The organism is Pseudoflavonifractor phocaeensis (assembly GCF_021531815.1).
Taxonomy (GTDB): domain Bacteria; phylum Bacillota; class Clostridia; order Oscillospirales; family Oscillospiraceae; genus Lawsonibacter; species Lawsonibacter phocaeensis_A.
The window spans coordinates 64,889-91,825 of the sequence record NZ_JADYUM010000008.1; the positions used below are offsets into that span (position 1 = coordinate 64,889).

Sequence of the window (26,937 nt, forward strand, 5' to 3'; positions counted from 1 at the left end):
ACCAATCACGCTAACTTCGATTTACATAGTGAAACCGCCTTTTTGATCATAAGCGTGCGCTTTATAATTGAGGCATGGCATTAAATCTTGATAAAATCAGATTTGCTTTTATGTAGTATCAGATAAAAGTGCGAAGAATCCGCTCACTTGTCCTTTCAGTAAGCAGATGAAATCGTTGTGCTGTTATTAACAGAGAATCGTGCAAATTCTTCGAGCTGTTAACTATAGATATACCTTTTTCATCAGCGGGACCATCTACCGGATGGTCTATAACAAAGCCAAAGAATTTTGCCCTTTCCACAGTGGAAGAAAGCGTGCTATAATAACGATGGAATGAATATGATACAGGCATTATGCCTGCATCTTTTCGATGGCTTTAAAAGCTGGTGTATACGCTGCTGTACTTGTGGCGAGGCGGCATAACGGAAAAAGAGTCAGGGGGAGAGAGCGCATTGAGACGTTCAAGAGATATCTCTGTTTTTGCCGGCTGCGCCATTGTGCTGTCGCTGCTGCTGGCAGTGGTCTACCTGCTATTTTTCTGCCCCAAGGACATCTCCGCTGACCGCACAGGAGGCCAGCGGGTCTTTGGCGCTACCTATATGACCATGAACAACCCCTATTATCAGGTGCTGGACGCTCAACTGCGGGCGGAAATCGAGGCAGAGGGCGATATTCTTCTGACAAGAGATGCGGCTATGGATCAACAGCGTCAGAATGAGGAGATCCGTGACCTGATCGACGCGGGGGTGGAAGCCATTTTCCTCACTCCTGTGGAGTGGGATACGGTCAAGGAGGGGCTGGAGGCCGCTGCGGAAGCAGAGATCCCGGTGATCGTGGTGGATGCCCCGGTTCTCAACACAGAACTTGTGACCTGTTCCATCCTGTCGGACAACTATCAGGCAGGCGTGCTGTGCGCGGAGCATTTGCTGTCGGTGCGTGAAAGCGCGAAAATCATCTTGCTGGAACACATCACGGCCCGCTCCGGCACACAGCGCATTCAGGGCTTCCTTGATACTATTCAGGGACATGACGGCTTTGAGGTACTGGCGTCGGGTCAATCAGACGGCCAGATTGAAAACGCCATGCCGATTATGGAACAGTTGCTGGAACAGGCGCCCGAAGCGGATACTGTCATGGCGCTGAATGACCCCAGCGCTCTGGGGGCGCTGGCCGCCATTCAGGGTGCTGGCTACGCAGAGCGTTTCCTGGTTTACGGTGTGGACGGCTCGCCGGAGGGAAAGGTGCTGGTCAACGACCATCTGATGACGGCGACTTGCGCACAGTTTCCCTGTAAGATCGCGGAAGAAGCGGCGGCTCAGGCCTATCTGGCTGTTGACGGTGCCTGCCAGCAGCGGGAAATCATCGTCCCAGTAAAATTGCTCACTGCGGAAAATGTAGGCAGATACGGAATGGACGGGTGGCAGTGATGGAGAACGAGAAAAGATTAAACGACATCGCTGTGGTCATGGCCGTGCTGAACCTGGCGGTGATCCTCTATTACTGCCTCATCTGCGTCGTAACGACTTACAGGCTCTGTGATTCTTTCGGAGCTTACGATTTTTTGGCCTCCGTGCGGCGGCTGCCCCGGTATCCCTGGCTGATGCCTGCGCAGGCCGTCAGCCTCTATCTGCTGCTGTCTCTGCTTATCCACGGAAAATCCCGGCGGGAGATATACTCGCTCCGGGACAGACTCCTTGTCTGTATCGCAGAGATCCTGCTGTGCGTAGGCGTGATCGCATCGCTGAACTTCTATTACAGCGGCGTCGCTCTGCTGGTCCTCGCGGATCTGGTCCACTATGTACAGAGAAACCGCGTTCGGCTCTGCTTCATGGTGATCCTGATTTTTATTTTCGCTTTTTCCAAGTTTGAGATCGTGTCTTTGGTATCTGCCCCTGTGGCCTTCAGCGATTATCTGGGATACTATGATCAGTTTGCCCGGGGCTTTTTCACCGGGATCGAGAGCATTTTGGTATCGGGAAATGTGCTGCTGTTCGTGTTCTACATGATTTTGTTGTTTACGGGAGAGCGGGCGGAAAAAGAGCGCATCCGAAAGCTGAATCAGCAGCTCAATGACGCCAATATCCAGCTGAAGGACTACGCGGTCAAGCTGGAGCGTATGACCGAGATCAGGGAGCGGAACCGGCTGGCCCGGGAGATCCATGACACACTGGGCCATACGCTGACGGGGATCATCATGGGAGCTGACGCTGCCCTGGCGCTGTTTTCGGCGGCACCGGAGGAGTCTCAAAAACGCCTTCAGATCATTGCCCAGTCTGCCCGTGAGGGCCTGACGGACGTTCGGCGCTCCATCAAGGCCCTGCGTCCGGACGCGCTGGAGCAGCGCTCTCTGGCGGAGGCCTTGGAAAAGCTGGTGGAAAACTTCCGCCTGACCACCGGTATTGAAATTACATATGAGCAACTGGCCGGCGACCTTGCCTTTGCGCCTGACGAGGACGACACCGTCTACCGGGTCATTCAGGAAGGCATGACCAATGCCGTGCGCCACGGCCATGCCACCAGAATTGAGATCAAGCTGACGAGACAGGAAAATCTGCTGACGGTGGACGTTCGGGACAACGGCCTTGGCTGTGAGCAGGTGGAGGATGGCTTCGGTCTGCGGCACATGAAGGAGCGGCTGGCACTTCTGGGAGGCGCTTTGACCTGTGGTAACCGCTGGGACACCCCGGAGGACTGCCACAGAGGATTCTTTGTCACCGCAAATATCCCGGTTCGGGAAAAAGAGGGAGGCTTGCCCACATGATCAGAGTTTTGATCGTAGATGACCAGGAGCTGATCCGCCAGAGCCTGAAGATCGTGCTGAATGTCAGCGCGGGGATCGAGGTGGTTGATACCGCCGCCAGCGGCGCGGAGGCGTTGAAAAGTGTGGCGGCCCACCGGCCGGATGTGGTGCTGATGGATATCCGTATGCCCGAAATGGATGGTGTAGAGGCAACGCGACTCATCAAAGAGCGGTATCCCCAGACGAAAGTCATCGTCCTGACCACCTTCGATGATGACGAATACGTGTTCGGCGCTTTGAAACACGGCGCCAGCGGCTATCTGCTGAAGGGCAGCGGCATCTCCGAACTGGCTGAAGCCATCAACATCGCGTACAGCGGCGGCGCCTTGATCAATCCCAATATCGCCAGCAAGGTCATCAGCCAGTTTTCCAATCTGGCGAAGAATTCTACCAGAGTCCAGGTAGACGAGGGCGCTGCGCGGGACATCAGCAAAAGCGAATGGCAGATCATCCGCACGGTGGGCTGCGGCATGTCCAACAAGGAGATCGCTCAGGAACTCTGCCTGTCGGAGGGTACGGTGCGCAACGCCATCAGCAGCATCCTGTTCAAACTGGACCTGCGGGACCGGACCCAGCTGGCCATTTGGGCGGTGCAGTCTGGCGTAGTGAATCGGGGGCCGGGCTGATGATGCGCAGATACAAAACATGGCTGATGGCGTTTCTGGCGGCAGTCCTGCTTTTGGGCATGGGAACGGCCTGTGGCCGGAGAGGCAACGCCACCTTGACTGTCGGTGTCTACTCCGGCAGCTACTGGGGGACACCCACCGGTGACTGCTATCAGATCCTGGACGAGACCATTGCCCGCTTTGAGGCAGAACATCCCGGCGTGAACGTGGAGTATGTCAGCGGCATTAGCGCAGACGCTTACAGCGAATGGCTGGCCCAGCAGATCCTGAAGGGAACGGAGCCGGATGTGTACTTCGTGTTCCCGGAGGATTTTAACCTGCTGGCCTCCTCCGGCGCACTGGAAAACCTGGACGGACCCATGGCATCGGACCCAGCCTTCGATTCGGCTGCCTATTACGAACCCTGTCTGCACACCGGCGTTTTCAACGGAAGCCAGTACGCCCTGCCCTATGAGAGCGTCCCCACCATGATGTTTGTGAATAAAACGCTTCTGGAGAAATGCGGTATCGCAGTGCCGGACAACACCTGGACATGGGAGGACTTCTATTCTATTTGCGCCCAGGTGACGGACGTGGAAAAGCACCAGTTTGGCGTCTATGGCTACACCTGGCTGGACGCATTGAACGCTAACGGCGCCGCGTTGTTCTCCGAGGACGGCGGCTCCTGTGATCTGGCCGGTGAGAATGTACAGGAGGCCATCCGCTTTGTGCAGCGGCTCAATGAATTGAACGATGGCTACACAGTGACCTCCAAAGATTTTGACCTGGGAGGCGTGGCCTTCCGCCCCTTCCTGTTTTCGGAATACCGGGCCTATCAGCCCTATCCCTGGCGGGTCAAGAAGTATTCCGGCTTTGAGTGGGACTGCATTTGTATGCCGGCGGGCACCCATGGCAGCAACACCTCGGAGCTGCGTACGATGCTGCTGGGTGTCAGCTCCAGGAGCCGGAACAAGGAACTGGCCTGGGAGTTTGCCAAGCTCCTCTCCTTTGACGAGACGACCCAACAGAAGCTCTACGCCTATTCTCACGGGATCTCACCTCTGCGGGACGTGGCGGAGGACGATCAGATGCTCAGTCAGCTTCGCGGGGATATCCCGGGCGGCAGCAGCTTCAGCCGGGATGTGGTGAGCAGCATCATGCAAACAGCTGTCACCGCTCCCAAATTTGACGGTTATGAGCAGGCGCTGAACATGGCGCAGAGTGCGGTCACTCAGGTGATGACCAGCAATGACGCTTTGAACAGCCGCCTGCTGGCGGCCCAGAGGGAGATCAACATCTACCTCAGCAAGTCCTGATACGTAATCATAACAAAACCCTGTTCGGAGTTTTACACTTCGAACAGGGTTTTTGGCGTTTTATCCAAAAACAAGGTCACAACTTGCGTGAAAAGGAAAACCCTTTCTAAAGTGGGCAAAAGATATGACATTTGTCACATGAGAATCGTGACAAAACTCAGATGTGCTGTTGATGTGTATTTTGTAAAATACAACCATCGCAAGCGCAAAAATACAACAGCAGAGGAGAGGAATGGGAATATGCGCTATTTAATCTTTGTCAGCCACGGGGAGCTGGCATCCGGTATGTGTACAGCTCTGGCCATGCTGGTGGGGGAACGGGATGATGTCTTTCATGTGGCCTTCCAGGATGGCATGGGGCTTCCCGAGTTCAAGGAGAATGTGAAAGCTCTCATTGAACCCATCACCAACGAGGACGAGGTCATCGTCATGGCCGACCTGATCAGCGGCTCGCCCCTGACCACCACTATGGAAGCCCTGGCGGAGCAGTTGGACCTGGCCAACGTCCGGGCCATCGGCGGCATGAACCTGCCTCTGGCGGTCACCGCTATTGAGAACGAGGATGAGCCTCTGGACGAGACCGTGAATGCCATGATCGAATGCGCCGTCGAGCAGATCCGGCAGTTCAGCACCGGCGCAGACGACGCTGATGACGGCGACGGTATCTAAAACAAAAGCAAGATAACGATAGGAGGAGAATTTATGATCACGTTTATCCGCATCGACGATCGCATCATCCATGGCCAGACCTGCACCCGCTGGGCTCTGGAATATCCCTGCACCGGCCTGGTGGCCGTAAACGACAAGGCCGCCACCAACCCGGTCCTGAAGAACGCCTACAAGAACGCCAGTGACAAGAAGACCTTCGTCTGGACGCTGGAGGACTGGCAGAAGAAGAAGGACAAAGTGGTGGCCAGCGCGGACCAGTACTTCCTCATCGCCAAGAATCCCGTGGATATGGCGAAGATCCTGCTGGACCAGCCCTTTGATCCCGGCCTGAAGGAAATCGTGGTGGGACCCTGCAACGACCGTCCCGGCACCGTGAAGCTGGGCAACAACCAGTCCATCACCCAGGAGGAGGCTGCTGCTTTTGAAAAACTGATGGCCGCGGGCTACAACATTGAATTTGCCCTCATTAAAGAGGCTGCCATCGGCAACTGGAAAAAATTCCGGGGACAGTTCGGTTATAACTAAGCACTTCCCAAGAAGAAAAGAAAGGATGACTTCATTATGACGATCAATGTCGTGCAAGCCGCGCTCCTTGGCTTATGTGCGTGTCTCTCCTCCATGCCCGGTTTGGGCGGTACTGTTTTCGGCAACTACACCCTGGGCCGCCCGCTGATCGGCGGCCTGGTGGTGGGCCTGATCCTGGGTAACGTGCCCATGGGCATTATGCTGGGCGCTGCTATCCAGATCGTGTACATCGCCCTGGTCACTCCCGGCGGCACCGTCTCCGCCGACGTCCGGGCCATCTCCTACATCGGTATTCCCTTGGCCATGCTGTACGTCAGTTCCACCGGCCTTGACCCTGCCAGCGCGGAGGCCGCCGGCTTCGCCGTTTCCATGGCCGCCACCGTCGGCACGCTGGGCACCGTCCTTTTCTATGGCACCGCTACCGTCAACCTGGTTTGGCAGCACATGGGCATGGCCTGGGTCAAGCAGGGCAAGCTGAGAAAACTTTACCTGGTGGACATGGTCCTGCCCTGGATCTCTCATCTGCTCTGCTCCTTCATTCCCACCTTCATCATCTGCTACTTCGGCGCCGACATGGTCCAGATCATCAAGGACTATCTGCCTATGGACGGTCTGGCCATGAAGACCTTGTTCACTGTCGGTTCCCTGCTTCCCGCTGTCGGCGTCGCCATTCTGCTCAAGCAGGTGATCTCCAAGCCCAAGGACTTCCTGACCTTCTTCGTAGGCTTTACTCTGTGCGCCTGCATGAATCTGAACCTGATTGGCTGCGCGATCATCGGCGGCTTCTTCGCTCTGATCCAGTACAATATCCGCACCCTCTCCCTGCGCCCTGCCGCGGCCGTGGCCGTCGCGGGAGATGACGATGATGAGGAGGACATCTAAGATGAAAAAGCTCTCTCGTAAGGCTCTGAACCGCTCCTTCCGCAACTGGTTCTACGGCCACCTGACCTGCTTCTCTCAGGAGCATATGCAGACCTTTGGCTATATGCTCGCCATGCTCCCCATTGTGGAGGAACTCTATGACACCAACGAGGAACAGACCGAAAAGGTCCTGACCTATTCTACCTTCTTCAACACCGAACCCCAGGTCGGCTCCGTAGTCGTCGGCATTACCGCCGGTATGGAAGAGGCCCGGGCCAACGGCGAGGAAGTGGACGACGAGACCATCAACGGCATCCGCGCCGGTCTGATGGGCCCTCTGGCCGGCATGGGCGACTCCCTGGTCGTGGGCACACTGCTCCCCATCCTGCTGGGTATCGCGCTGGGCCTGTCCGGCGGCGGCTCTGTCCTCGGTCCTATCTTCTTCATCCTGGTGTGGAACATCGGCATGTTCTTCATCATGCGCTTCCTGTACTTCAAGGGGTATGAGCTGGGCGGCAAAGCGGTGGAATATCTGGTGGGAGAAAAAGCGAACGCCATCCGCGAAGCCATCATCATGCTGGGCACCATGGTTATCGGCGGCGTTACCGCCATGTGGATCAACATTACGACCTCTTTCCAGATGCTCAACAGCGAGGGCGGCGTCATTGTGGATCTTCAGTCCACGCTGGACAGCGTCTATCCCAAGATCCTCAGCCCCGTTTTCGTCATCCTGTGCTGGTACTTACTCAGCAAGAAACGCCTGAGCCCCGTCGTGGTCATGCTCATTCTGGTGGCCGTCGCTTTTGTGGGCGTCCTGCTGGGATTCTTCGACCCGCAGCTGTCTTATTGATTCATACTAGAATCCATCAAAAATAAGACATTTGTCTTATTTTTATAGCGCCAACGGCGCGTTGGATTCTTATGAGACGCGCCGACGCGCGAAGCGTGGCGGCTCCCATTAAAATATCCTATTTTAATGGGAGCATAGTATCAAAACAACAAGGAGGAAGCATGATGCTGACCAAAACACAGGCACTTGATGAGGCGAAGCGGCAAAAGCAGGCCCTTGCGGCACTGGGTAAATGGCGGCGCAACCTGTTTGTTCTGACCGCCTGCATCCTGACTCTTGCGGTGTTCGGACTGCGCAGCAGCGGATGGGTCTTTGCCCTGGGCGTCGCTGCCGCCGTGCTGGCCGGCATCTGCTTCCTGCTCACCCTTGTGGTCAATCTGAGCATCCGAAACGGCCGCCGCAACGTAGAGGCCATTTTGAGTACCCTTCAATAAACTGATCGATTATTATACGGCCTGCGGGCCGATTCTGTAAAGGAGCATGGATTATGAAGCAGTTTACATTTCTGATTCGGGACGAGCTGGGCATCCACGCCCGTCCCGCCGGCCAGCTGGCAAAGCTGGCGAAGCCCTATGGAGAGACGGTCATTACCGTGACCAAGGGCAGCCAGACCGTCAAGGCCAGCCAGTTGATGAAGCTGATGAGCCTGGGCGTCAAGCGGGGCGACGAAGTGACCGTCGCAACCGAGGGCCCCGCTGAGGACGACGCCATCGCCGCTGTCCAAAAGTTCTTCGAGGAAAACCTTTGATTTCGTCCGCCGCGGGCGTCTGTTCCGTTTGCCTTTAAGCTGGCCCGGCGCCCGCCGCTTTTTTAGATCAGGAGGAGACACTATGGTTTTAATGCAAGGCAAGGGCGTGTCCGCGGGCGTTATCAAGGGCAAGCTCTATTTTTATCAGCGTCCGGACAATACCGTGGTCAAAACCGCGGTGGAGGACCTTCAGGCGGAAAAGGAACGTCTGGCCGCCGCGCAGCAGGCGTCCATGGAACAGCTGGAGGCGCTGGCTGACAAATGCAGGCAGGAGACGGGAGAGGATTCCGCCATTCTGTTTGAGACCCACGCCATGTTCGTGGAGGATGAAGACTACACCGCCATGATCGCGGAGATCCTGGAGGACGAGGGATGCAACGCCGAATACGCGGTCAAGACGGCTGGCGAACAGTTCGCAGCCATGTTTGCCGCCATGGACGACGCCTATATGCAGGCTCGGGCGGCGGACGTTCAGGACGTGACCCAGCGCATCCTCAACAACCTGATGGGCGTTGTGGAAGGTGGCATCGACTCCGACGAGCCGGTGATCCTGGCGGCGGAGGATCTGGCCCCCTCCGAGACGTTACAGCTGGACAAATCGAAAATTTTAGGCTTTGCCACCCGGGGTGGCTCCGGCAACAGCCATACCGCCATTCTGGCCCGGACCATGGGCATTCCGGCGGTCTGCGGCCTGGGAGACGGGCTGAAAGAAGAATACAACGGTCGTCTGGCCTACATCGACGGAGAGACCGGAAAGGTGGTGCTGGACCCCGACGAGATCACGCTGGCCGCCCTGACAGATAAATATCAGCGGCAGCAGGAGATGAAGCAGCTCTTGCTGACGATGAAGGGGCAGGAGGACGTGACCTTGGACGGCAAAAAAATGATGGTCTACTGCAATATCGGCTCGCCTGATGATCTGGGGGCAGTCAAGGCCAACGATGGCCAGGGCATCGGCCTGTTCCGCTCTGAGTTCCTCTATCTGGCCGCTGACGATTACCCCAGCGAGGACGAGCAGTTCGAGGCTTACCGGGCTGTGGCCGCTGCCATGGACGGCAAGCGGGTGGTCATCCGTACCCTGGACATCGGTGCGGACAAACAAGTGGACTATTTCAAGCTAAACAAAGAGGAAAACCCCGCCATGGGTATGCGGGCCATCCGCATTTGCCTGAATCGACCGGAGGTGTTCCGTACGCAGCTCCGGGCCCTCTACCGGGCCTCCGCTTACGGCAAGGTGGCCATCATGTTCCCCATGATCACCTCTGTCTGGGAGGTTAAGGAGTGCCGGCGGGCCTGCAAAAGCGTGATGAGTGAACTTGCCGCCGAGGGCATCCCCTTCAATCCCGACACGGAGATCGGCATTATGGTGGAGACACCGGCCTCCATTTTCATGGCGGAGGACCTCGCCAAGCTGGTAGACTTTTTCTCTGTGGGTACCAACGATCTGACACAATACACGCTGGCATGTGACCGCCAGTGCAATGACCTGGGCAAATTCTTTGATCCACACCACCCCGCTATTCTCCGCGCCATCAAGCAGGCTGCGGACGCCGCCCACAAGGCGGGCATCTGGATCGGCATCTGCGGAGAACTGGCCGGCGATATTTCCCTGCTGCCTACCTTCCTGGCCATTGGTATCGACGAACTCAGCGTCTCACCGTCTGTGGTGCTCCCTCTCCGCGCAGAGATCCGCAAGAGCATCGCGCAGACCTGTACGCTGGAACGCTTGGAGTGAAGCTATGAATACCTACTCGATCGTCCTGTTGGATATTGACGGAACACTGGTGGATTCCAATGACCAGATTTCTCACAACACGAAATCGCTGCTGAACCGTCTGGAAAAGAAGGAGATCCCCGTGGTCCTCTGTTCCGCCCGCTCGCCCAGTGGTGTGGAGATAGTAGTGGGGCAGGTTGGGCTCCACAGCCCCATCGTCTGCTACGGAGGAAGCCTGATCATGGATGCGGACCGTGCCATCATTGAGGACCGCGGAATCGAAGGAAATACCGCCGTGCGATTCAAACAGTTTGCTGCCCGGGAATTCCCTAAGGTCACTGTCAGCACCTATATGTATGATATTTGGCTGGTAGACAGTATCAGCGACCCGAATGTTCAGCTTGTCGCTCAGCGGAATCAGTGCGAGCCGCTGGTAGGAGAGCTGGAGGCAGCGATCAATTCGGTGTCCCATGTGCATAAGCTGCTCTGCATGGGGACACCGGAAGAAATCACCCGCTTTCAAAACAGCGCGGCCCGGGAATTCCCGGAGCTGGAATTTGCCCGCTCTGGAACCATATATCTGGAGGTGCTTGCCAAGGGCATTTCCAAATGCACAGCCATGGAGAAGCTCCGGACCTATTATGGGCTAGATGCGGAACAGGTGGTGGCCATGGGGGATTACTTTGTGGATCTGGAGATGCTGCGCCATGCGGGACTTGGCATTGCTATGGGCAACGCTCCCGATGCAGTCAAGGAAGCAGCGGCAAGGGTCACCACCTCCTGCGATGAGGAGGGCGTCTATATCGCCCTGAAGAATCTGAGATTTACTCCGCCCGCCCAACTGCGGCCGTGAATTGCGGATCGTTCTCCGAAAGAGGTAGTTTATATGTCAAAAAATATTTTGATCTTGACGGGAAGTCCCCGGCAAAGCGGTAACAGCAACATCATGGCGGAGTTCTTCATGAGAGCTGCGGAAAGCAAGGGGCATACTGTGAAGCGTATCGACTGCACAAGGCTGCATGTGGGCGGGTGCCTTGCCTGCGACACCTGCTATCAAAACGGAAAGCCCTGCAGTGTGGATGAGGCGTTCAACAGCATCGCCGATGACATTCTCTCCGCAGATGTGCTGGTGTTCGCCATGCCTGTGTACTGGTATACCATACCGGCCCAGATCAAGGCGGTGATCGACCATCTGTACTGCTTCTGCCTGCGGGAAAAAGAGGAATATTTCGGAAAGCAGCGCGCGCTGCTCGCCTGCTGTGAGGAGCATGATCCGTCTGTGCTGGACGGTGTCCGCATTCCCTTCGAACGCATGGCGGCGCTGAGCAAGTGGGAGGTCATCGGAGAGGTCCTGGTTCCAGGAGTCCTGCATGTGGGATACATCACGGTAACAGACGGGCCGGCCAGAGCGGCTGCCTTGGCGGACGCCCTGTGAATACGCCGCTTAGCCGTGGCTCCCTTGTCTGTATGCCCGCGCCTTGCAATCAGTGCGGAATTTTTGTTATGATGCCAACGTACGATACTGCCAATGGAGGTGCGGCATGACAGAGAAGGAAAAACGGGATGCAGGGATGCCGTATGATCCGAAAGAACTGGCGGATGAACTGGTTCACTGCAAGGAGCTGTGTTATGAATACAATCATTTGCGTCCCACGCAGTTTGATGAGCAACAGGCATTGCTGAAGAGCCTGCTTGGGAAAACAAAAGCCTCTTTCTTGATACAAGCACCTTTCTGGTGTGACTATGGGTACAATATCGAAGTCGGGGAGAACTTTTATGCAAATCACAACTGCGTCATATTGGATGGTGCAAAGGTAACATTTGGTGATCATGTGTTTGTGGGTCCCGACTGCGGCTTCTATACAGCAGGGCATCCTATCGAATATCTGGAAAGAAACAAGGGACTGGAGTATGCCCGTCCCATCAAGGTTGGAAACAATGTCTGGTTCGGCGGAGGAGTAAAGGTAATGCCCGGCGTCACGATTGGAAACGATGTGGTGGTAGCCGCCGGAGCAGTCGTTACAAAGGATATCCCCGACCATTGTATCGCAGGCGGTAACCCAGCCAAAGTCATCAGAAAGCTCTGAAGGGTATCTGCGGCGGAACCGGCTCCGCCCTGCTTTGTATACTGCGGAAGCAAACGCGGCTCTGCTTTTGGCAGAGCCGTCTTCTTTGCAAATCAACCGGAACGTTTACAACACTTTGGATAATTGGTTGGTATATACAAATTATATGTTCAATAATTGTAAGATGTATATAAAATTGCGCTTGCATTCACGGAATAGAGTGTTAAAATACAGACAATAAAACAAGTACTGAGGCGGTGAAAAACCGCTCCAGAAATGTGATGATCGGGATACATCCCTGAAGGATACTTGAACGCAGAGAGCCGTCGGTTGGTGAGAGACGGCAGAGAGCCTTTCCGGGACATCACCCGGGAGCATCCATCTGAAAACCGCGGCATTTGTATGATGCGGCAGGTGAGTAAGCCAGGACGTTTTCTCCACGTTACAGGAGAGGCTGTTTGGAAGACAGTACAGAGGGGCCGCGGTTTAGCCGCGGCAAGCAAAGTGGTACCACGGAATGATAAAACTCCGCCTTTGCAGTCCGCATTGGACTGTAGAGGCGTTTTTTTATAGATGCATACAGCAAAAGCTCCGATTTTCGCGCGCGGGCGGAGCTGAACAAACCGGAAAAGAGGTAACAATCAGTGAATGGAATTCTCATGATGGTCATCGCCATCATCGTATTGGGAGGCGCGTATCTCCTGTATGGCCGGTATCTGCAGAACAAGTGGGGGATCGATCCCAATAAGGAAACCCCCGCTTACGAGATGCAGGACGGTGTTGATTACGTGCCGGCAGACACGAACGTCGTATTTGGGCATCAATTTGCATCCATTGCCGGAGCCGGCCCCATCAATGGCCCGATTCAGGCCGCCATGTTCGGATGGCTCCCGGTTTTGCTCTGGATTTTGATCGGCGGTGTATTCTTTGGCGCCGTGCAGGATTTCGCGTCTATGTACGCGTCTGTAAAAAACAAGGGCCGCACCATCGGCTATATCATTGAAGCGTACATCGGCAAGTTGGGCAAAAAGCTGTTCCTGCTGTTTTGCTGGCTGTTCTGCATTCTGGTCGTGGCAGCCTTTGCGGATGTGGTCGCGGGAACGTTTAACGGATTTTCAGTCAGCGAAAGCGGCATTGTGAGCAAAGTTGCGGCAAACGGCTCGGTGGCCACGACGTCCATGCTGTTTATTCTGGAAGCAGTCGTGCTGGGGATGATCCTGCGGATGGGGCATCTGAATAAATGGGTCAACACGGCCATTGCCATTGCCATGCTGATAGCGGCGGTAGCCTTAGGCCTGGCTTTCCCGGTGTATCTGAGCCAGGGGACCTGGCATATCATCATCTTCGTTTACATCCTGGTCGCCTGCGTCGCCCCGGTAAGCGCCCTGCTTCAGCCCCGGGACTACTTGAACAGCTATCTGCTGATCTTCATGATCGTGGCAGCCGTCATCGGTGTCTTTGTGGCCAATCCCTCCTGCAATTTGAGGGCATTTACCGGCTTTTGCGTGGACGGGCAGTATCTGTTCCCCATTCTGTTTGTGACGATCGCCTGCGGCGCCGTATCAGGCTTCCACTCTCTTGTTTCCTCCGGAACGGCGTCCAAGCAGATCAAAAACGAAAAGAATATGCTCCCGGTGTCCTTTGGCGCCATGCTGATGGAGAGCCTGTTGGCGGTGATCGCGCTGATCGCCGTGGCTTCCTTCGCGGATGGTGAGGCCGCGGCGCAGGGCTTGGTCACGCAGCCCCAGATTTTTGCCGGAGCCATCGCCAACTTCCTGACGGCGGTCGGATTGCCGTACAACCTGGTATTTACCCTGATTAACCTGGCCGTGTCGGCGTTCGCGCTGACGTCGCTGGACTCCGTGGCACGTGTGGGAAGACTGTCCTTCCAGGAGTTCTTCCTTGACGATGATGTAAATGATCAGAATAGGAAGCCGTGGCAGAGCCTGATGACCAACAAATATTTTGCAACGGTCCTGACGCTGGTGCTGGCTTATCTGCTGACAAAGGTTGGCTACAAGGAGATCTGGCCGCTGTTTGGCTCCGGCAACCAGCTGCTGTCCGTGCTTGCGCTGGTGGCCTGCGCGGTATTTCTTAAAAAGACAAAGCGGCAGGGGGCCATGCTGTGGATTCCCATGGCATTCATGATCGCGGTCACCTTTACCGCGCTGGGAATGACCATTTATCATCTGGGTGGACAACTTGTGACAACAGGTTTGGATCTCGGAAACACTCTACAGCTGATTTTTGCGGTGCTGCTTCTACTGCTCGGCGTTATTGTTGCCGTTCAGGGAATCAGAAAGCTGACGGAAAAGGATGACGGACAACCGGCTGAAAAGCAGACGGGAGCCGCTCACCTGTCATAACGAACTTCCTATCAGGAGAACGCCGCTCAGACGTACGAAATGTCTGAGCGGTGTTCTAATAATCGAAGAAAAACGGCAAAATTCATTTGTTAATTTGTGCAGAATACTGATTGAAAATGGGGCAAAAAGGGCTAAGATAGCATGATACGAATAGAACTGCACGTTTTTTGTATCAGAAAGGAAGTTTTGATTTTGTCCTATCATTATTTGATAGATCTGGCCCTGATCCTCCTGAGTACCAAACTGCTGGGGCTTGTGACCCAGCGGTTTCAGATGCCCCAAGTGGTAGGTGCGCTGCTGGCGGGCCTGGTCCTCGGCCCCGCAGGGCTGAATATCCTCTCTGAGACAGAGTTCCTGTCTCAGATCAGTGAACTGGGCGTCATCGTTCTGATGTTTTCCGCCGGAATGGGGACGGACATTCAGGAACTCAAGCATAGTGGAAAAGCCGGCTTTTTAGTGGCCCTGCTGGGTGTACTGGTCCCGCTGGCCATGGGCACAGCTCTGGCCTGGGGCGCTGCCAAAGCGGGAATGATCGAAAGCAGCGGTTTCCTGGAGAACGTATTTGTGGGCACGGTCCTCACCGCCACCTCCGTCAGCATCACTGTTGAGACACTGAAGGAGATGGGAAAGCTGGAGACCAAGGCGGGCAATACCATCCTGGCCGCCGCCCTTATCGACGATGTGCTGGGTTTGATCGCCCTGACCCTAGTCAGCAGCGTGGCCGGCGGCGGAGAAAGCATCCTGCTGGTGCTTGCAAAGATCGTGGGCTTCTTTGTCTTTGCCGCTGTGGTTGGCTATGGCGCCTATCGGCTGTTCACCTGGATGCTGGAGCGCCAGCACGGCTGGGCCACCCACCGGAACACGGTGCTGGCCTTTGTGCTGTGCCTGGTGATGTCCTACTGCGCCGAGGCGTTCTTTGGCGTAGCGGATATCACGGGTGCTTACGCGGCGGGCCTGGTGGTGGCCTGCACCCCCAAGGCCGCCTATATCCAGTCCAAATTCAACTCTATGTGCTATCTGCTGCTGACGCCGGTTTTCTTCGCCAGCATTGGCATCAGCGCGCAGCTGACAGGCATGAGCGGCCGGCTGGTGCTGTTCTCCGTCCTGCTGCTGGAGGTCTCTGTGATCTCAAAACTGACGGGCTGCGGTCTTGGCGCAAAGCTCTGCGGCTTCAGCAACAAGGAGAGCCTGCAGGTGGGCGCAGGCATGGTATGCCGGGGCGAGGTGGCCCTGATCGTGGCCAACCGCGGCTTGTCCATGGGTGTTTTGAGTCAGACCATGATGACCCCCATCATTATCACTGTGGTGGGCGGTACGATACTGACGCCAATCCTGCTGAAGCTGGCGTTCCGCGGTCACAGCGGGGAACCGAACGGCGATGGTCGGCTGGTGGACCGCTACAACAAGGCGGAGCAGCTGGATTGTGTTTCCGAGCGGCTGCTGCAGGCTGACCATGATTTGATGAATAAAAAATGAGCCTGAGAAAATGAAATGACCCCATTCGTTGACAGTATGGCATGCTGCCTAACGAATGGGGTGTTTACATGCCAAATCGCAAGGGGCTTTTGTTTTAATCATCTCTCCACTGGTATCGCGGATTCACCAGAATTTTTTCTTCTTCATGATCCAAAGGCAAACCAATACTACTGCCACGCTGATGACGATGACAGCCGGGTAACCATATTTCCAGGTGAGCTCTGGCATATATGCGAAATTCATGCCATACCAGCCTGTCACAAGTGTCAGGGGGAGAAAGATCGTGGTGACGATGGTAAGAATTTTCATGATTCGATTCTGCCGAATATCGATTTCTGCCTGAAACAGTTCCCGTATCTGCATTCCGTACTCCCGCAGCATTTGCGCCTGATTCTTCAAGCGGTCGATCCGTTTCTCTACCAGGTGGAACAGTTTCAGATTATTTTCTTCAAAATACTTATTTTCATTTTCTTCAAATTCGCAGACCATATCTTCCAGCTGCGTGTAGTAATGGATCCAACCGGCAACCTCCTTCCGCAAAGCGGTCATGTGAAGGTTGAAGTCATTCATGATCCCGGCTAACACCTGGTCTTCCAGGTGGGTCAGTTTATCTTCAAGCTCTTGCAGGTGGTGCATATCCTTGGTAATTAAAAGCTCCAAAAACGCATAGAAGAATTCTCCGACGTCCTTTTCCATCTGTGGGTTCTCCTCTTGAACCCGATGGAGCATCGTATGGGCAACGCCGGAATCGTCACAAAGGATCATTTGATCTGCTGTTAAGAGGTAGCCAAACGCAATGGGGATCTGTTCCTTGGTCTGCCGTGGAGTTGCAATCGTTCCGCAGAGATAGCTCCGGTGTGTTTCCGCCTTGCACACACGCGCATCCCGTGCTGTTGGCGTATGGCAAAGGACCTGCTCCAGACCGGGGAGATGGGGATTCTGATCCAGTTCCTCCGAGGTCAACAGGGTCAAGAAACAATTATCAGAATCCGGCGCTTCCGTCAGCGGGCTCCGTGCAGAGGATAGATTGTATTGATACATCGAATTCTCCTTAAACGTGTATTTTGATTGGGGCCATTGTATCACATTTCGGCTTAAGTGCAAGGATCAGCCAAAGGAAGTCGAGAGAACTCTAAAACCTGCGGCCGATAAAATGTATGGAAAGCCGCACTGCGATAACATCCTGTATGTCTGACGCTCACAAGAAGCGTCAAACATACAGGATGCTTTTCTTTATAACCTGCGGCCAAACCCAGTAAGAATATCAGCGGTAGTTTACCACAATCGGTCCTATCGTTGATCCAATCATGGATGGTATCGCACGGTGTTTTCCAAGTTTTCTCAAATGACTAACCATCCTCACAGATTCAAAAACCGCTGCACGTCCCGGTTGCTGCCGAGAACAAAAATCGTCTCATCTGCCCGGAAACAATGTGTGGGGCCGGGCAATGGCTCCAGTTTCCCGTTATATTTTGTAGCCAGCACATTGATATGGTACTTCTGTCGGACAGCCAGCTCCACAATGGTTTTCCCCACCCAGGATGCCGGCACCGCGGTTTCAAAAATAGAGTGATCGTCCGTCAGTTCAATGTAATCAAACACGTGATCCGCGGTATACCGCACCGCAGACCAATTTGCCATCTGCCTTTCCGGATAGATCACATCGTCCGCTCCGTTGCGCAGCAGAAATTTGGCATGGACATCCCGGGCTGCCCGGGACAGCACGAAGGGGGCGCCATTCTCTTTCAGCAGCGCGGTGGTCTCCAGGGAGCTTTGGAAGTCATCACCAATGGCGACGACGCACAGGTCAAAATTCCGGACGCCCAGGGACGCGATGAATTGTTCATTGGTGCTGTCTCCGATCTGGGCGTTGGTAACCAGAGGAAGAATGTCATTGACCCGATCCTCGTTCCGGTCCACAGCCAGCACCTCGTGGTGCAGCTCCTTCAGCTTTTCCGCCATGTGGCGGCCAAAACGCCCCAGGCCAATCAAAAGTACAGATTTCATATGGATACTCCTTTTAACCTACCGTTACCGGTTCCTGCGGGAATTGGGAAGAAGCGGCCCGATTGTTCGCCGTGAATGCGTAGATCATGGTCAGGCCGCCCACCCGCCCAAAGTACATGAGAAACACCAGAATCATTCTGCACGGCAGCGAAAACCGCGCGGTGCCGCCCAGGGACAGGCCGACTGTACCAATGGCGGATGCCGCTTCAAACAGCGCATCCATCAGCGGGGCCTGGTCGATGCAGCAGATCAGGATGCCGCCCATGAGGAAAAACAGAAGGTACAGAAGGAAGATGGCACAGGCGCTCTGGAGCGCGTCGTCCTGCACCCGCCGCCCGTAACATTGGGCGCTGCGCCGTTTTTTGAAAACCGCGATGGCGCTCAGCACCAGCACCGCAAAGGTGGTGGTTTTGAAACCGCCGGCTGTCGAACCGGGAGAACCGCCGGTGAGCATCAGAAGAATGGTCAGCAGCTGGCTGGGCTCGGACATCTGCGCCAGATCCACCGTGTTGAAGCCCGCGGTCCTGGGGGTGACAGACTGGAACATCGCCGCCAGCACTTTCTCCATGGGAGACAGGCTGTCCCATTGCGGGAGCCGGAACTCGTACAGCAGGAAGAACAGAAATCCAAACAGCAGCAGTCCCGCGGTGGTGACCAAAATGAGCTTGCTTTGCAGCCGATACTCCTTGAACCGGAGACGCCGGGTGGAAATATCCTGCCAGGTCAAAAATCCCAGGCCGCCCACCACGATCAGCAGCATGACGGTCAAATTTACGACGGGGTCTCCGGCGTAGCTGGTCAGGGAGGAAAACGGCGCCTTTACGCCCATCAAATCAAAGCCTGCATTGCAGAAAGCGGAGATGGAATGGAACACCGCATACCACAGGCCGCGTCCCAAGCCAAACTCTGGGCAGAAGCGAAACGCTAAAATCAGCACGCCTACGCCCTCGATAGCAAAGGCGGTTTTTAGAATAAAGCCCGTCATGCGGACGATGCCGCCCACCTGGGGCGCGGAGATAGACTCCTGCATGACCCACCGCTGCTTCAGGCCGATCCGCTTGCCGGAGAAGATAAAGATGGCAACGGCCATGGTGACCACGCCCATGCCGCCCACCTGAATAAGAATCAAGATGACCAACTGCCCAAACTGGGACCAATAGGTGGCGGTGTCATGGACCACAAGGCCGGTGACGCAGGTGGCGGAGGTGGCGGTGAAAAGGGCATCGGTAAAGGAGGCTCCTCCCCATTCCCGGGTGGAAAATGGCAGCATCAGCAGAAGCGTCCCCAGCAAGATCAGCAGAAGAAAGCCAAATATAATGATACGAGCGGGAGATGCCCGGTCGCTTTTCCAAAAGGGCGCCAGTATCTCCCGAATTTTCTCTTTCAACACGTCTGAGGCTCCTCCTCATAAAGACGATCACAAGGGCGTATAAAGGTATTTTTAATTATAGCACGTCGGGTATGAGGAAACTATTAGAGTTGCAACCTCCATATTAAGACTGCATTAAATTATGCGTTTTCATTGCCCTCCTCATCCGTGAAAGAGGTCAGGTCCAGACTCATGGGGCGGCCCCACAGATGCTCGGGCTTCGTGAACTGCTGGGCCAGCAGTTCGGAGCCGTAAGTCTTGCCGTCGATCTCAATGACGCTGCCATTTGCCTGATGGGGAAACAGCGTCTGGTTGATGCCGGTGCAGACCACCGTGTAAAGAAAGCCGCACAGGACGGTCATCACCAGCACCAGTCCAAATGCGCGTAAAGCTGTTTGTTTCATAAAGCCGAATAGATTAAAGAGGAGCGCGGCGGCCAGATACTTCTTCCAGCCCATATCCTCCTCAGGGTCAATACGCAGGAGCTTGCAGATGCCCCGCTCCACCGGACCCAGGACGCGGGAGACGAGGGTTTTCTCTCCGTCCCACTTTGCTAATATAGAATCCCAGCGGGATGGAAAAGGCCACCAGGATACCTACATACAGCACATACTGTAATACCGAGTTCATAAGCGTTTCTTACTCCTCCTTCATAAGTACCCAGGTGAGATACCCCAGGATCGCGACGGTGAGGACACCGATCGCACCGATTATGACTTGCATAGTGAAACCTCCTTTTCGTGGATTCACTCTATCACGGAAGTCATAAATGTGCCCTTTGAGTTGGCCCCTCCGCATTAAAGTTCAATTAAATCCATTGATGTTTAATGGAATCTTTATCTCACGCGTCAAACGCGAATCTCACACATATGCCTTTGCGTCTATAATGGAACTATCAAAAGGCAACACCTTCGTCAGACATATTTGGGAGGGGTTCGTGTGGAAGCATTGGTCTTGATCGGTGGGCTTTTCTTTATTGCAGTCTTCGGTTATTATGTGGTTGGGCGCCTCGGCCGCTTTTTGGACAGAGGCGGGATCTCGCCCTATTGGGACGCAGAAGAGGAAGAAGTCGCAAAAAAACAGGAGGCCGCGGACTCCCAGTCTCATAAAGATACATATTAAATTGGGCGTGTCCCAGAAAGGACGCCTATTTTTTCACAGAGAGGAGCAACTACCATGCAGGATGATCGAAGGCCGGATTCCGACCGTCTGCTGCGGAGCATCCAGCAAGCGGAGGAACCGGCTGGCGGCCGGCTGAAGATATTCTTCGGTTATGCCGCAGGCGTTGGCAAGACCTACGCCATGCTGGAGGCCGCCCAGCGGGCCAAGGCTGCTGGCGTGGATGTGGTAGCAGGGTATATCGAGCCCCACACCCGGCCGGAAACCATGGCTCTGTTGAATGGGCTGGAGCAGCTGCCGGTCAAACACATTCCATATAAAGGCATCGAACTACGGGAATTTGACCTGGACGCCGCTTTGGAGCGGAATCCCCAGCTGATCCTGGTGGACGAGCTTGCTCACACCAATGCTGAGGGCTGCCGCCATGTAAAGCGTTACCAGGATGTGCAGGAGCTTCTGCGCGCCGGAATTGATGTTTACACCACCGTCAATGTGCAGCATCTGGAGAGCCTCAACGACAAGGTGGCCGCCATCACCGGGGTCTCTGTTGCCGAACGTATCCCGGACAGTGTCTTTGACTCCGCAAATCAGGTAGAGCTGGTGGATCTGGAGCCCGCCGACCTGCTGGAGCGGCTGAGGGAAGGCAAGATCTACCGCCCCCGGCAGGCCACCCAGGCCATGGGGAACTTCTTTACGGATAAGAACCTGGCCTCCCTCCGGGAGATCGCCCTGCGGCGGACAGCGGACCGTCTGGATGCCGCACCCTGGCTGGACGGTGATGAAAAGCCCAAAGCCGGCGAACATGTCCTGATCTGCCTCTCCTCCTCCCCCTCCAACGCCAAGGTCATCCGGACCGCCGCCCGGATGGCGAAAGCCTTCCACGCCGCCTTTACCGCGCTTTTTGTGGAGACGCCTGAGTTTGCGTCCCTGTCTGACGAAGACTGGAAGCGGATCAGCGACAATGTGCATCTGGCCGAGGAACTGGGCGCCAAAATCACCACCACCTACGGCGACGACCCGGCAGTACAGATCGCGGAGTATGCCCGCATCAGCGGCATTTCCAAAATCGTGCTGGGCCGCAGCCCCCGGCGTGCCAGTCTCCGCCGCTCCAAGAATCTGGTGGACAGGCTGAACGAACTGGCACCGGATCTGGACGTCTATATCATCCCGGATCAGCAGACCGCCCGCCATATGAGCCATCCTTCCAGAGCACGTTCTTCACAGGAGCAGTTCTCCATCAGGGATACGCTGAAAATGCTGGGCATCCTGGCGCTTTGCACACTGGGCGGCTATGGGTTTGGTTATCTGGGCTTCACCGATACCAATATTATCATGCTGTATCTGCTGGGCGTGCTGGTGATCTCCATGGTCACCACGGGCCGCAGTTACAGCCTCCTTTCGTCCGTCGTTTCGGTGCTGGCCTTCAACTTCTTCTTTACCGATCCCTTCTTCACCCTGCGGAGCGACCCCAGCTACATTGCCACCTTCGGCATCATGTTTATCGTGGGCCTGCTGAGCAGTTCTCTGACAACACGAGTCAAACTCCAGGCGAAGATGAACGCGGACAAGGCCTACCGCACCGCCATTTTGTTGGAATCCAGCCATAAGTTCCAGACTGCCGAAGGTACAGAGGAGATCCTCACCATCGCCGCGCAGCAGCTGGGGCATTTGCTGGAACGGGACCTGGTGGTCTACCGGGCGGACGGAAACGGCGGACTTCTGCCAGCCATGAGCTTCCCATTCTCGGAAGAAGCCGATATGTCCGCTCTCCTGGTGCCTGCCGAGGAAGCCGTGGCGGAATGGGTCTATAAGAATAACAAGCACGCCGGCGCCACAACGAATACCCTGCCAAACTCCAAGTGCCTGTATCTTTCTATCCGTGGAACAGGCGGCGCATTGGCCGTGGTGGGGATCTCCGTCAAGGGGGAACATCACCCACTGTTTTCCTTTGAAAAGAATCTGATGGTGGCTCTGCTGGATGAGTGCGGACTGGCACTGGAAAAAGAGATCACCATGCGGGAGAAGCAAAAGGCGGAGGCCCAGGCCAATCAGGAAAACCTGCGAGCCAACCTGCTGCGGGCCATCTCCCACGATCTGCGTACGCCCCTCACCAGCATCTCCGGCAACGCCAATATCTTGATGGAGAGCGCTAACCAGTTGGAGCCGGAAAAGAAGCAAAGCCTGTTCACCGCGATTTATGATGACGCCATGTGGCTCATTGATCTGGTGGAAAATCTTCTGTCCATCACCCGCATTGAGGACAACCGGATCAACATGAATATGGAGCCGGAAATGATCTCGGACATCTTTACGGAAGCCATGGCCCATCTGGATCGAAACGCTTCCAAGCACCACATTGAGGCAAAGCTGGATGACGATATGCTGATGGCGGACATGGATGCCCGGCTGATGGTGCAGGTGGTCATCAACATTGTGAACAATGCCATCAAATACACGCCGGATGGCTCCAACATTACCTTGTCCGCCCGGAAGTCCAATCAGATGGTGATTGTGGAGATTGCCGATGACGGCCCGGGCATCCCCGATGCGTCCAAGGAAAAGCTCTTTGATATGTTCTACACCGTGGGCAAGGAACGTGGTGACGGACGGCGGGGCCTGGGGCTTGGCCTCTCCCTGTGCAAGTCCATCATCAATGCCCACGGAGGCAAAATTGAAGCTGCCAATAACTACCCCAAGGGAACGGTATTTCGTTTTACCCTTCGGGCTTCGGAGGTAAACACATATGAATAAGCCACAGATTCTGTTTGTAGAGGATGATACAGCCGTCGGCAATCTGATTGCCACCACGCTGGAGACCCAGAATTACCAGTTCCGTCGGGCCAGGAACGGCGCCCAGGCGGTGATGGATGCCCTTTCTTACCGGCCCGACGTGATGTTGCTGGATCTTGGCCTGCCGGACGTGGACGGTATCGACATCATCAAAAAGATCCGCTCCTGGAGCAATATGCCCATCATCGTGGTATCTGCCCGCTCTGATGACCGTGACAAAGTTGCCGCGTTGGATGCCGGTGCGGATGATTACCTGACCAAGCCCTTCTCCGTGGACGAATTGCTGGCCCGGCTGCGGGTGGCCCTGCGCCGGGTGCGGTATGACAGCCAGAAGACCAGTGAGGAGGCAGCCCGCTACCAGAACGGCGGTCTTGTCATCGACTACGCGGCAGGCTGCGCCTACCGGGATGGTCAGGAGCTGCATTTGACCCCCATTGAATACAAGCTGCTGTGCCTGCTGGCTAAGAACACCGGTAAGGTACTGACCCACAACTATATCATTGGTGAGATTTGGGGCGGCTCGGCCGACAATGTCACCGCTGAGCTTCCTTCCCTGCGTGTCTTTATGGCTACCCTGCGAAAGAAATTGGAAGTAGACCAGAGCCATCCCCAGTACATCCAGACTCACATCGGCGTGGGCTACCGCATGATCCAGTGCGGCAAGGACCATGAACCGCAGGAAAATCTGTGACTCTATTCCGTAGTCCCAACACTTATGTATCAGGATGGTTGTGCTGTTAGAGTAATAAAAATATCAATTAAATATCCTGCGTGTCTGGCACTCACAGAGTCAGGCATGCAGGATGTTTTAGTTTCACTCCATTCAGAGTCAATACAATTCGGCGGTGCAACAGTATCAAAACAAGAACGCCGTCCGCTATTTCACTGCAAAAAATGCGATGGCGTTGACAAACATACGCCATTCTATTCGATAGCACAAACAGGGACGGCAAACCTTATCGCCCCTGTTTTTTAAACACACAAAACAACATCTTATGCCCCCAATGTCATTAAGTTAAGGTTTTTGCCGAACTCGCAAAAGTACCCACCCCGTTTGAATGAAGTAGGTACTTTTTGACGCAGTAAAGGTCGTTATTCTGCATGATGCCGCATTTTATATCATATCTTGGAGAAACAAAGGCAAATCTGTTTGATAAACTGGAATTGTACAAGTTCTTTTGAAAAAGAATATCATTTATCATGTTCAAGTATTGTATGATAGTCATTCACTATTTTTTCCATCGTTATAGACTTCATGCTGGATATCAGGTTTTCTTTCAGCGTGTCATATGTTCGATCAAGTACATCCCCTATATTTCTTCCAACTGGGCAGAACGGAGATGGAGAGGAATGAACACTTATCATTTTATCAATTGCCTTCGGATCTACCGCCTCACAAATACGGTATAGAGAAATATCCTGCATCGGAACGGCAAGCGTTGCCCCGCCTGTTCCAAACTTCACATCTATGATGCCATCTTTTTTCATTGCGCTGATGATGTTTCTGATGGTAACCGGATTGCATCCTGTTGAAAGCGAGAGCAATTCACTTGTCACTTTGTTTTCTTCACCATATTCATTTATAAATATTAAGCAGTGAACTGCAATAGAACATTTATTACTGATATGCATAATACAAATCCTCCGCTTGTTATTCTACCATATAATTTCAATGGTGTAAATATTGACACTACATCAGAATACAGTTATAATGTTCCATATGATGTAGCTTTATTTTTTACATCCAAGGAGGAACCAACATGAAATGCTATCAGATCGTGTTCAGCCCAACTGGCGGAACAGAAAGAGCTGCCAGAGCAATTTCGCAAAACTGGTCTCAGGTCGACACGATTGATCTATCTGCTCCGAATACCATGTATGCAGAGATTTGTTTTGAGAGTGACTCTCTTGCAGTGATTGCAATGCCATCTTTTGGCGGCGTTGCACCGCAGCTTGCTTTGGATCGACTTGCGATGATCAAAGGGAATGGAGCAAAATGCGTGATTGTTGCAGTTTATGGAAATCGTGCTTATGAGGATACCCTCGTCCAGATGGAGGATTGTGCCCAAAACGCCGGGTTCCAGGTGATTGCCGCCATCTCTGCAGTAGCGGAACATTCCATCATACACGAGTATGCAGCCGGAAGGCCTAATTTGGATGATTGTAAAGAACTTGCGGAATTTGGTGACCGGATTCTTGAAAAAGCCGTTTCCAACAAATTATCCAAACCTTCTGTTCCCGGCAACAGACCATACAAAAAAGCTGGAACCGGAATGGTTCCAAAAGCCGATTCCCGTTGTACCTCCTGTGGGCTGTGCGTACAGAAATGTCCCGCAAGCGCTATCTCCGCAAACACGCCCAGAGCGACCGATAAGAGTAAGTGCATATCCTGTATGCGATGCGTGTCCATATGTCCGGTTCACGCTAGAAAGGTCAGCGGTCTTATGACTTCTATTGCTGCAGCGGCAATAAAGAATGCCTGCTCCGTTGAAAAAGCAAACGAATTGTTTATATAAGGCTGTTTCTTATTATTCCACCCCCTCCCAACCTATTTAGATTGGGAGGGGTAATTTATACATTGCTTTTTCACAAGTTCTGATTTGTCTGGCTTTTATCCTCTTATACTATAAGCATAGTGTATTCATCAGCTCCAATTGTTTGCTGACAGTTCCCCCATGTAGGCGTATGTCTCAGGTGCGGCGTTCCGGAATGTTTCCAAGCGTTTTTCGTTGCCGCTGTACGTGATCCAGTAGACGAAGCAATCGGCAAAGTATTCCCGACTGTTGGTCTTGGCATAATCCCGGAGACCGGAGTTCTGCGCCTCTCCGCGGGTGACGATCTCACTTGCTGTGGCATCAGCGGGGTAGAGCTGATCTATTCCCTTTCTCCAGCTGCGTGGCCGAAAGGGTACAACGTGATAGGTGCTGCGGATCTCCTTTGGCGTTGCCCAGCGGGCCGTTCCGTGCTGGCCGTCGTCCACGGTCTTGCTCTTGATGTTGTTAAGGGAGTAGCGCTGGGAGAAGAAGGACACTGCCAGCAGGAACACCAGCAGCCCGCCGCAGATCAAAATAAACGGCCATGTGTTCTCGTTCGTGTGGCATCCTCCTTGTGCTTTTCGAATTTGGCGCAGAGATCATCGTTCCAGTCTTTGCGCCGCGGTGTGAGCCGCTCCACGTCCAGCCCCATATCCTCCAGCGCGTCCCTCATGCGGTCACAGGCTTCGTTGCCCGCGTCGTCGTTGTCGAGGCAGAGGTACACCGTGTCCAGCTTCGGATTCTGCCGCAGCCGATCCAGCACCGGCTGGATGGACGTGCCGCAGCAGGCTATCCATATCAAAATCCTCCTGTAAAAAAATAAGCCGAAGCAAACCTGATTGCTCCGGCTGGTAAACGTATGATGGGCAATAGCGCCATTTTTGAATCGGGTACAACGAAAAAGGGCGCCTCTTTGATGGCTTTGACTTAACCAATAAACAGACGCCCGAAACTTCGTATATAATTTTGAGGGAAGCTTGCCCTGTTTTTCTCTTTGAAAAAGGGCGTTTTTTTCGTTTTCACCGCAAACTTCAGGAAAAGGGGAGTTCAAATCTGCCCAGTTACTCGAATTGCTCGAAAATATCCATTCTCCGCAACTCGAAAATTTGAAAAAAAGAGGTC

The 26,937-nt window shown here is 54.3% G+C and carries 27 protein-coding genes; 20 read left to right on the forward strand and 7 right to left on the reverse strand.

What is annotated here, in order from left to right; translation table 11 throughout:
* Window positions 1-452: 452 nt before the first annotated feature.
* The 16 genes from I6E42_RS06735 to I6E42_RS06810 all read left to right on the forward strand — a co-directional run bounded on the left by I6E42_RS06735 (window position 453) and on the right by I6E42_RS06810 (window position 15,996).
* Window positions 453-1,427: a sugar ABC transporter substrate-binding protein gene (locus I6E42_RS06735; RefSeq protein WP_235371155.1), complete on the forward strand. Its 975-nt coding sequence runs from the start codon at window positions 453-455 to the stop codon at window positions 1,425-1,427.
* Window positions 1,427-2,761, forward strand: a complete 1,335-nt coding sequence (locus I6E42_RS06740; protein WP_235371156.1) for a sensor histidine kinase — start codon at window positions 1,427-1,429, stop codon at window positions 2,759-2,761. The genes I6E42_RS06735 and I6E42_RS06740 overlap by 1 nt, the downstream gene beginning before the upstream one ends.
* Window positions 2,758-3,426, forward strand: a complete 669-nt coding sequence (locus I6E42_RS06745) for a response regulator transcription factor (protein WP_235371157.1) — start codon at window positions 2,758-2,760, stop codon at window positions 3,424-3,426. The genes I6E42_RS06740 and I6E42_RS06745 overlap by 4 nt, the downstream gene beginning before the upstream one ends.
* A complete protein-coding gene (locus tag I6E42_RS06750) occupies window positions 3,426-4,721 on the forward strand; it encodes an ABC transporter substrate-binding protein (RefSeq protein WP_235371158.1) in 1,296 nt (431 codons plus the stop codon). The genes I6E42_RS06745 and I6E42_RS06750 overlap by 1 nt, the downstream gene beginning before the upstream one ends.
* 240 nt (window positions 4,722-4,961) lie before the next feature.
* Window positions 4,962-5,390, forward strand: coding sequence for a PTS sugar transporter subunit IIA (locus I6E42_RS06755; protein ID WP_235371159.1), 429 nt, complete (start codon window positions 4,962-4,964; stop codon window positions 5,388-5,390).
* A 33-nt stretch (window positions 5,391-5,423) separates the two neighbouring features.
* Entirely contained in the window at window positions 5,424-5,915 is a 492-nt protein-coding gene (locus I6E42_RS06760) for a PTS system mannose/fructose/N-acetylgalactosamine-transporter subunit IIB (RefSeq protein ID WP_235371160.1), read from the forward strand.
* A gap of 36 nt (window positions 5,916-5,951) precedes the next feature.
* Window positions 5,952-6,797 carry a PTS mannose/fructose/sorbose/N-acetylgalactosamine transporter subunit IIC gene (locus I6E42_RS06765; protein ID WP_235371161.1) on the forward strand — a complete coding sequence of 282 codons (846 nt, stop codon included), beginning with the start codon at window positions 5,952-5,954 and terminating at the stop codon, window positions 6,795-6,797.
* A 1-nt stretch (window position 6,798) separates the two neighbouring features.
* Window positions 6,799-7,626 (forward strand): PTS system mannose/fructose/sorbose family transporter subunit IID, encoded by an 828-nt coding sequence (locus I6E42_RS06770; protein ID WP_235371162.1) that lies wholly within the window; start codon window positions 6,799-6,801, stop codon window positions 7,624-7,626.
* A 161-nt stretch (window positions 7,627-7,787) separates the two neighbouring features.
* Complete coding sequence (locus I6E42_RS06775) at window positions 7,788-8,060, forward strand: hypothetical protein (RefSeq protein ID WP_235371163.1); 273 nt, start codon at window positions 7,788-7,790, stop codon at window positions 8,058-8,060.
* A 53-nt stretch (window positions 8,061-8,113) separates the two neighbouring features.
* Window positions 8,114-8,374 (forward strand): HPr family phosphocarrier protein, encoded by a 261-nt coding sequence (locus I6E42_RS06780; RefSeq protein WP_235371164.1) that lies wholly within the window; start codon window positions 8,114-8,116, stop codon window positions 8,372-8,374.
* Window positions 8,375-8,456: 82 nt separating this feature from the next.
* On the forward strand, window positions 8,457-10,109 hold the full coding sequence (ptsP, locus tag I6E42_RS06785) for a phosphoenolpyruvate--protein phosphotransferase (RefSeq protein ID WP_235371165.1): 1,653 nt from the start codon (window positions 8,457-8,459) through the stop codon (window positions 10,107-10,109).
* A 4-nt stretch (window positions 10,110-10,113) separates the two neighbouring features.
* Window positions 10,114-10,941 (forward strand): Cof-type HAD-IIB family hydrolase, encoded by an 828-nt coding sequence (locus I6E42_RS06790; protein WP_235371166.1) that lies wholly within the window; start codon window positions 10,114-10,116, stop codon window positions 10,939-10,941.
* Between the two features lie 33 nt (window positions 10,942-10,974).
* Window positions 10,975-11,523, forward strand: a complete 549-nt coding sequence (locus tag I6E42_RS06795; RefSeq protein WP_235371167.1) for a flavodoxin family protein — start codon at window positions 10,975-10,977, stop codon at window positions 11,521-11,523.
* Window positions 11,524-11,629: 106 nt separating this feature from the next.
* Window positions 11,630-12,175 carry a sugar O-acetyltransferase gene (locus I6E42_RS06800; RefSeq protein WP_235371168.1) on the forward strand — a complete coding sequence of 182 codons (546 nt, stop codon included), beginning with the start codon at window positions 11,630-11,632 and terminating at the stop codon, window positions 12,173-12,175.
* Between the two features lie 623 nt (window positions 12,176-12,798).
* On the forward strand, window positions 12,799-14,520 hold the full coding sequence (locus I6E42_RS06805) for a carbon starvation CstA family protein (RefSeq protein ID WP_235371169.1): 1,722 nt from the start codon (window positions 12,799-12,801) through the stop codon (window positions 14,518-14,520).
* 189 nt (window positions 14,521-14,709) lie between these two features.
* Window positions 14,710-15,996: a cation:proton antiporter gene (locus I6E42_RS06810; protein WP_412761290.1), complete on the forward strand. Its 1,287-nt coding sequence runs from the start codon at window positions 14,710-14,712 to the stop codon at window positions 15,994-15,996.
* A gap of 123 nt (window positions 15,997-16,119) precedes the next feature.
* Here the strand turns inward: I6E42_RS06810 and I6E42_RS06815 are convergent, their stop codons facing one another.
* The 4 genes from I6E42_RS06815 to I6E42_RS12830 form a co-directional block, all read right to left on the reverse strand.
* Window positions 16,120-17,037, reverse strand: coding sequence for a magnesium transporter CorA family protein (locus I6E42_RS06815; protein ID WP_235371171.1), 918 nt, complete (start codon window positions 17,035-17,037; stop codon window positions 16,120-16,122).
* A gap of 318 nt (window positions 17,038-17,355) precedes the next feature.
* Window positions 17,356-18,003, reverse strand: coding sequence for a potassium channel family protein (locus I6E42_RS06820; protein ID WP_235371172.1), 648 nt, complete (start codon window positions 18,001-18,003; stop codon window positions 17,356-17,358).
* Window positions 18,004-18,016: 13 nt separating this feature from the next.
* On the reverse strand, window positions 18,017-19,273 hold the full coding sequence (locus I6E42_RS06825) for a TrkH family potassium uptake protein (RefSeq protein WP_235371173.1): 1,257 nt from the start codon (window positions 19,271-19,273) through the stop codon (window positions 18,017-18,019).
* Between the two features lie 239 nt (window positions 19,274-19,512).
* Window positions 19,513-19,932 carry a potassium-transporting ATPase subunit C gene (locus tag I6E42_RS12830; RefSeq protein ID WP_328284087.1) on the reverse strand — a complete coding sequence of 140 codons (420 nt, stop codon included), beginning with the start codon at window positions 19,930-19,932 and terminating at the stop codon, window positions 19,513-19,515.
* A 379-nt stretch (window positions 19,933-20,311) separates the two neighbouring features.
* Here I6E42_RS12830 and I6E42_RS06835 point away from each other — a divergent pair, with 379 nt between their 5' ends.
* From I6E42_RS06835 to I6E42_RS06845, 3 genes are read left to right on the forward strand one after another with little or no spacing between them, the layout of a single operon-like run.
* Window positions 20,312-20,494, forward strand: coding sequence for a hypothetical protein (locus tag I6E42_RS06835; RefSeq protein ID WP_235371175.1), 183 nt, complete (start codon window positions 20,312-20,314; stop codon window positions 20,492-20,494).
* 54 nt (window positions 20,495-20,548) lie between these two features.
* Window positions 20,549-23,242, forward strand: coding sequence for a sensor histidine kinase (locus tag I6E42_RS06840; RefSeq protein WP_235371176.1), 2,694 nt, complete (start codon window positions 20,549-20,551; stop codon window positions 23,240-23,242).
* Entirely contained in the window at window positions 23,235-23,972 is a 738-nt protein-coding gene (locus tag I6E42_RS06845; protein ID WP_235371177.1) for a response regulator, read from the forward strand. The genes I6E42_RS06840 and I6E42_RS06845 overlap by 8 nt, the downstream gene beginning before the upstream one ends.
* A 500-nt stretch (window positions 23,973-24,472) precedes the next feature.
* Here the strand turns inward: I6E42_RS06845 and I6E42_RS06850 are convergent, their stop codons facing one another.
* Window positions 24,473-24,913, reverse strand: a complete 441-nt coding sequence (locus I6E42_RS06850; RefSeq protein WP_235371178.1) for an Rrf2 family transcriptional regulator — start codon at window positions 24,911-24,913, stop codon at window positions 24,473-24,475.
* Window positions 24,914-25,041: 128 nt separating this feature from the next.
* Between I6E42_RS06850 and I6E42_RS06855 the strand changes: the two genes are divergently transcribed.
* Window positions 25,042-25,797: a 4Fe-4S binding protein gene (locus I6E42_RS06855; RefSeq protein ID WP_235371179.1), complete on the forward strand. Its 756-nt coding sequence runs from the start codon at window positions 25,042-25,044 to the stop codon at window positions 25,795-25,797.
* A 128-nt stretch (window positions 25,798-25,925) separates the two neighbouring features.
* Here the strand turns inward: I6E42_RS06855 and I6E42_RS12900 are convergent, their stop codons facing one another.
* On the reverse strand, window positions 25,926-26,348 hold the full coding sequence (locus I6E42_RS12900) for an anthrax toxin lethal factor-related metalloendopeptidase (protein WP_412761289.1): 423 nt from the start codon (window positions 26,346-26,348) through the stop codon (window positions 25,926-25,928).
* A complete protein-coding gene (locus I6E42_RS06865; RefSeq protein WP_235371180.1) occupies window positions 26,345-26,617 on the reverse strand; it encodes a toprim domain-containing protein in 273 nt (90 codons plus the stop codon). Before I6E42_RS06865 ends, I6E42_RS12900 begins: the two co-directional genes overlap by 4 nt.
* Window positions 26,618-26,937: the final 320 nt, after the last annotated feature.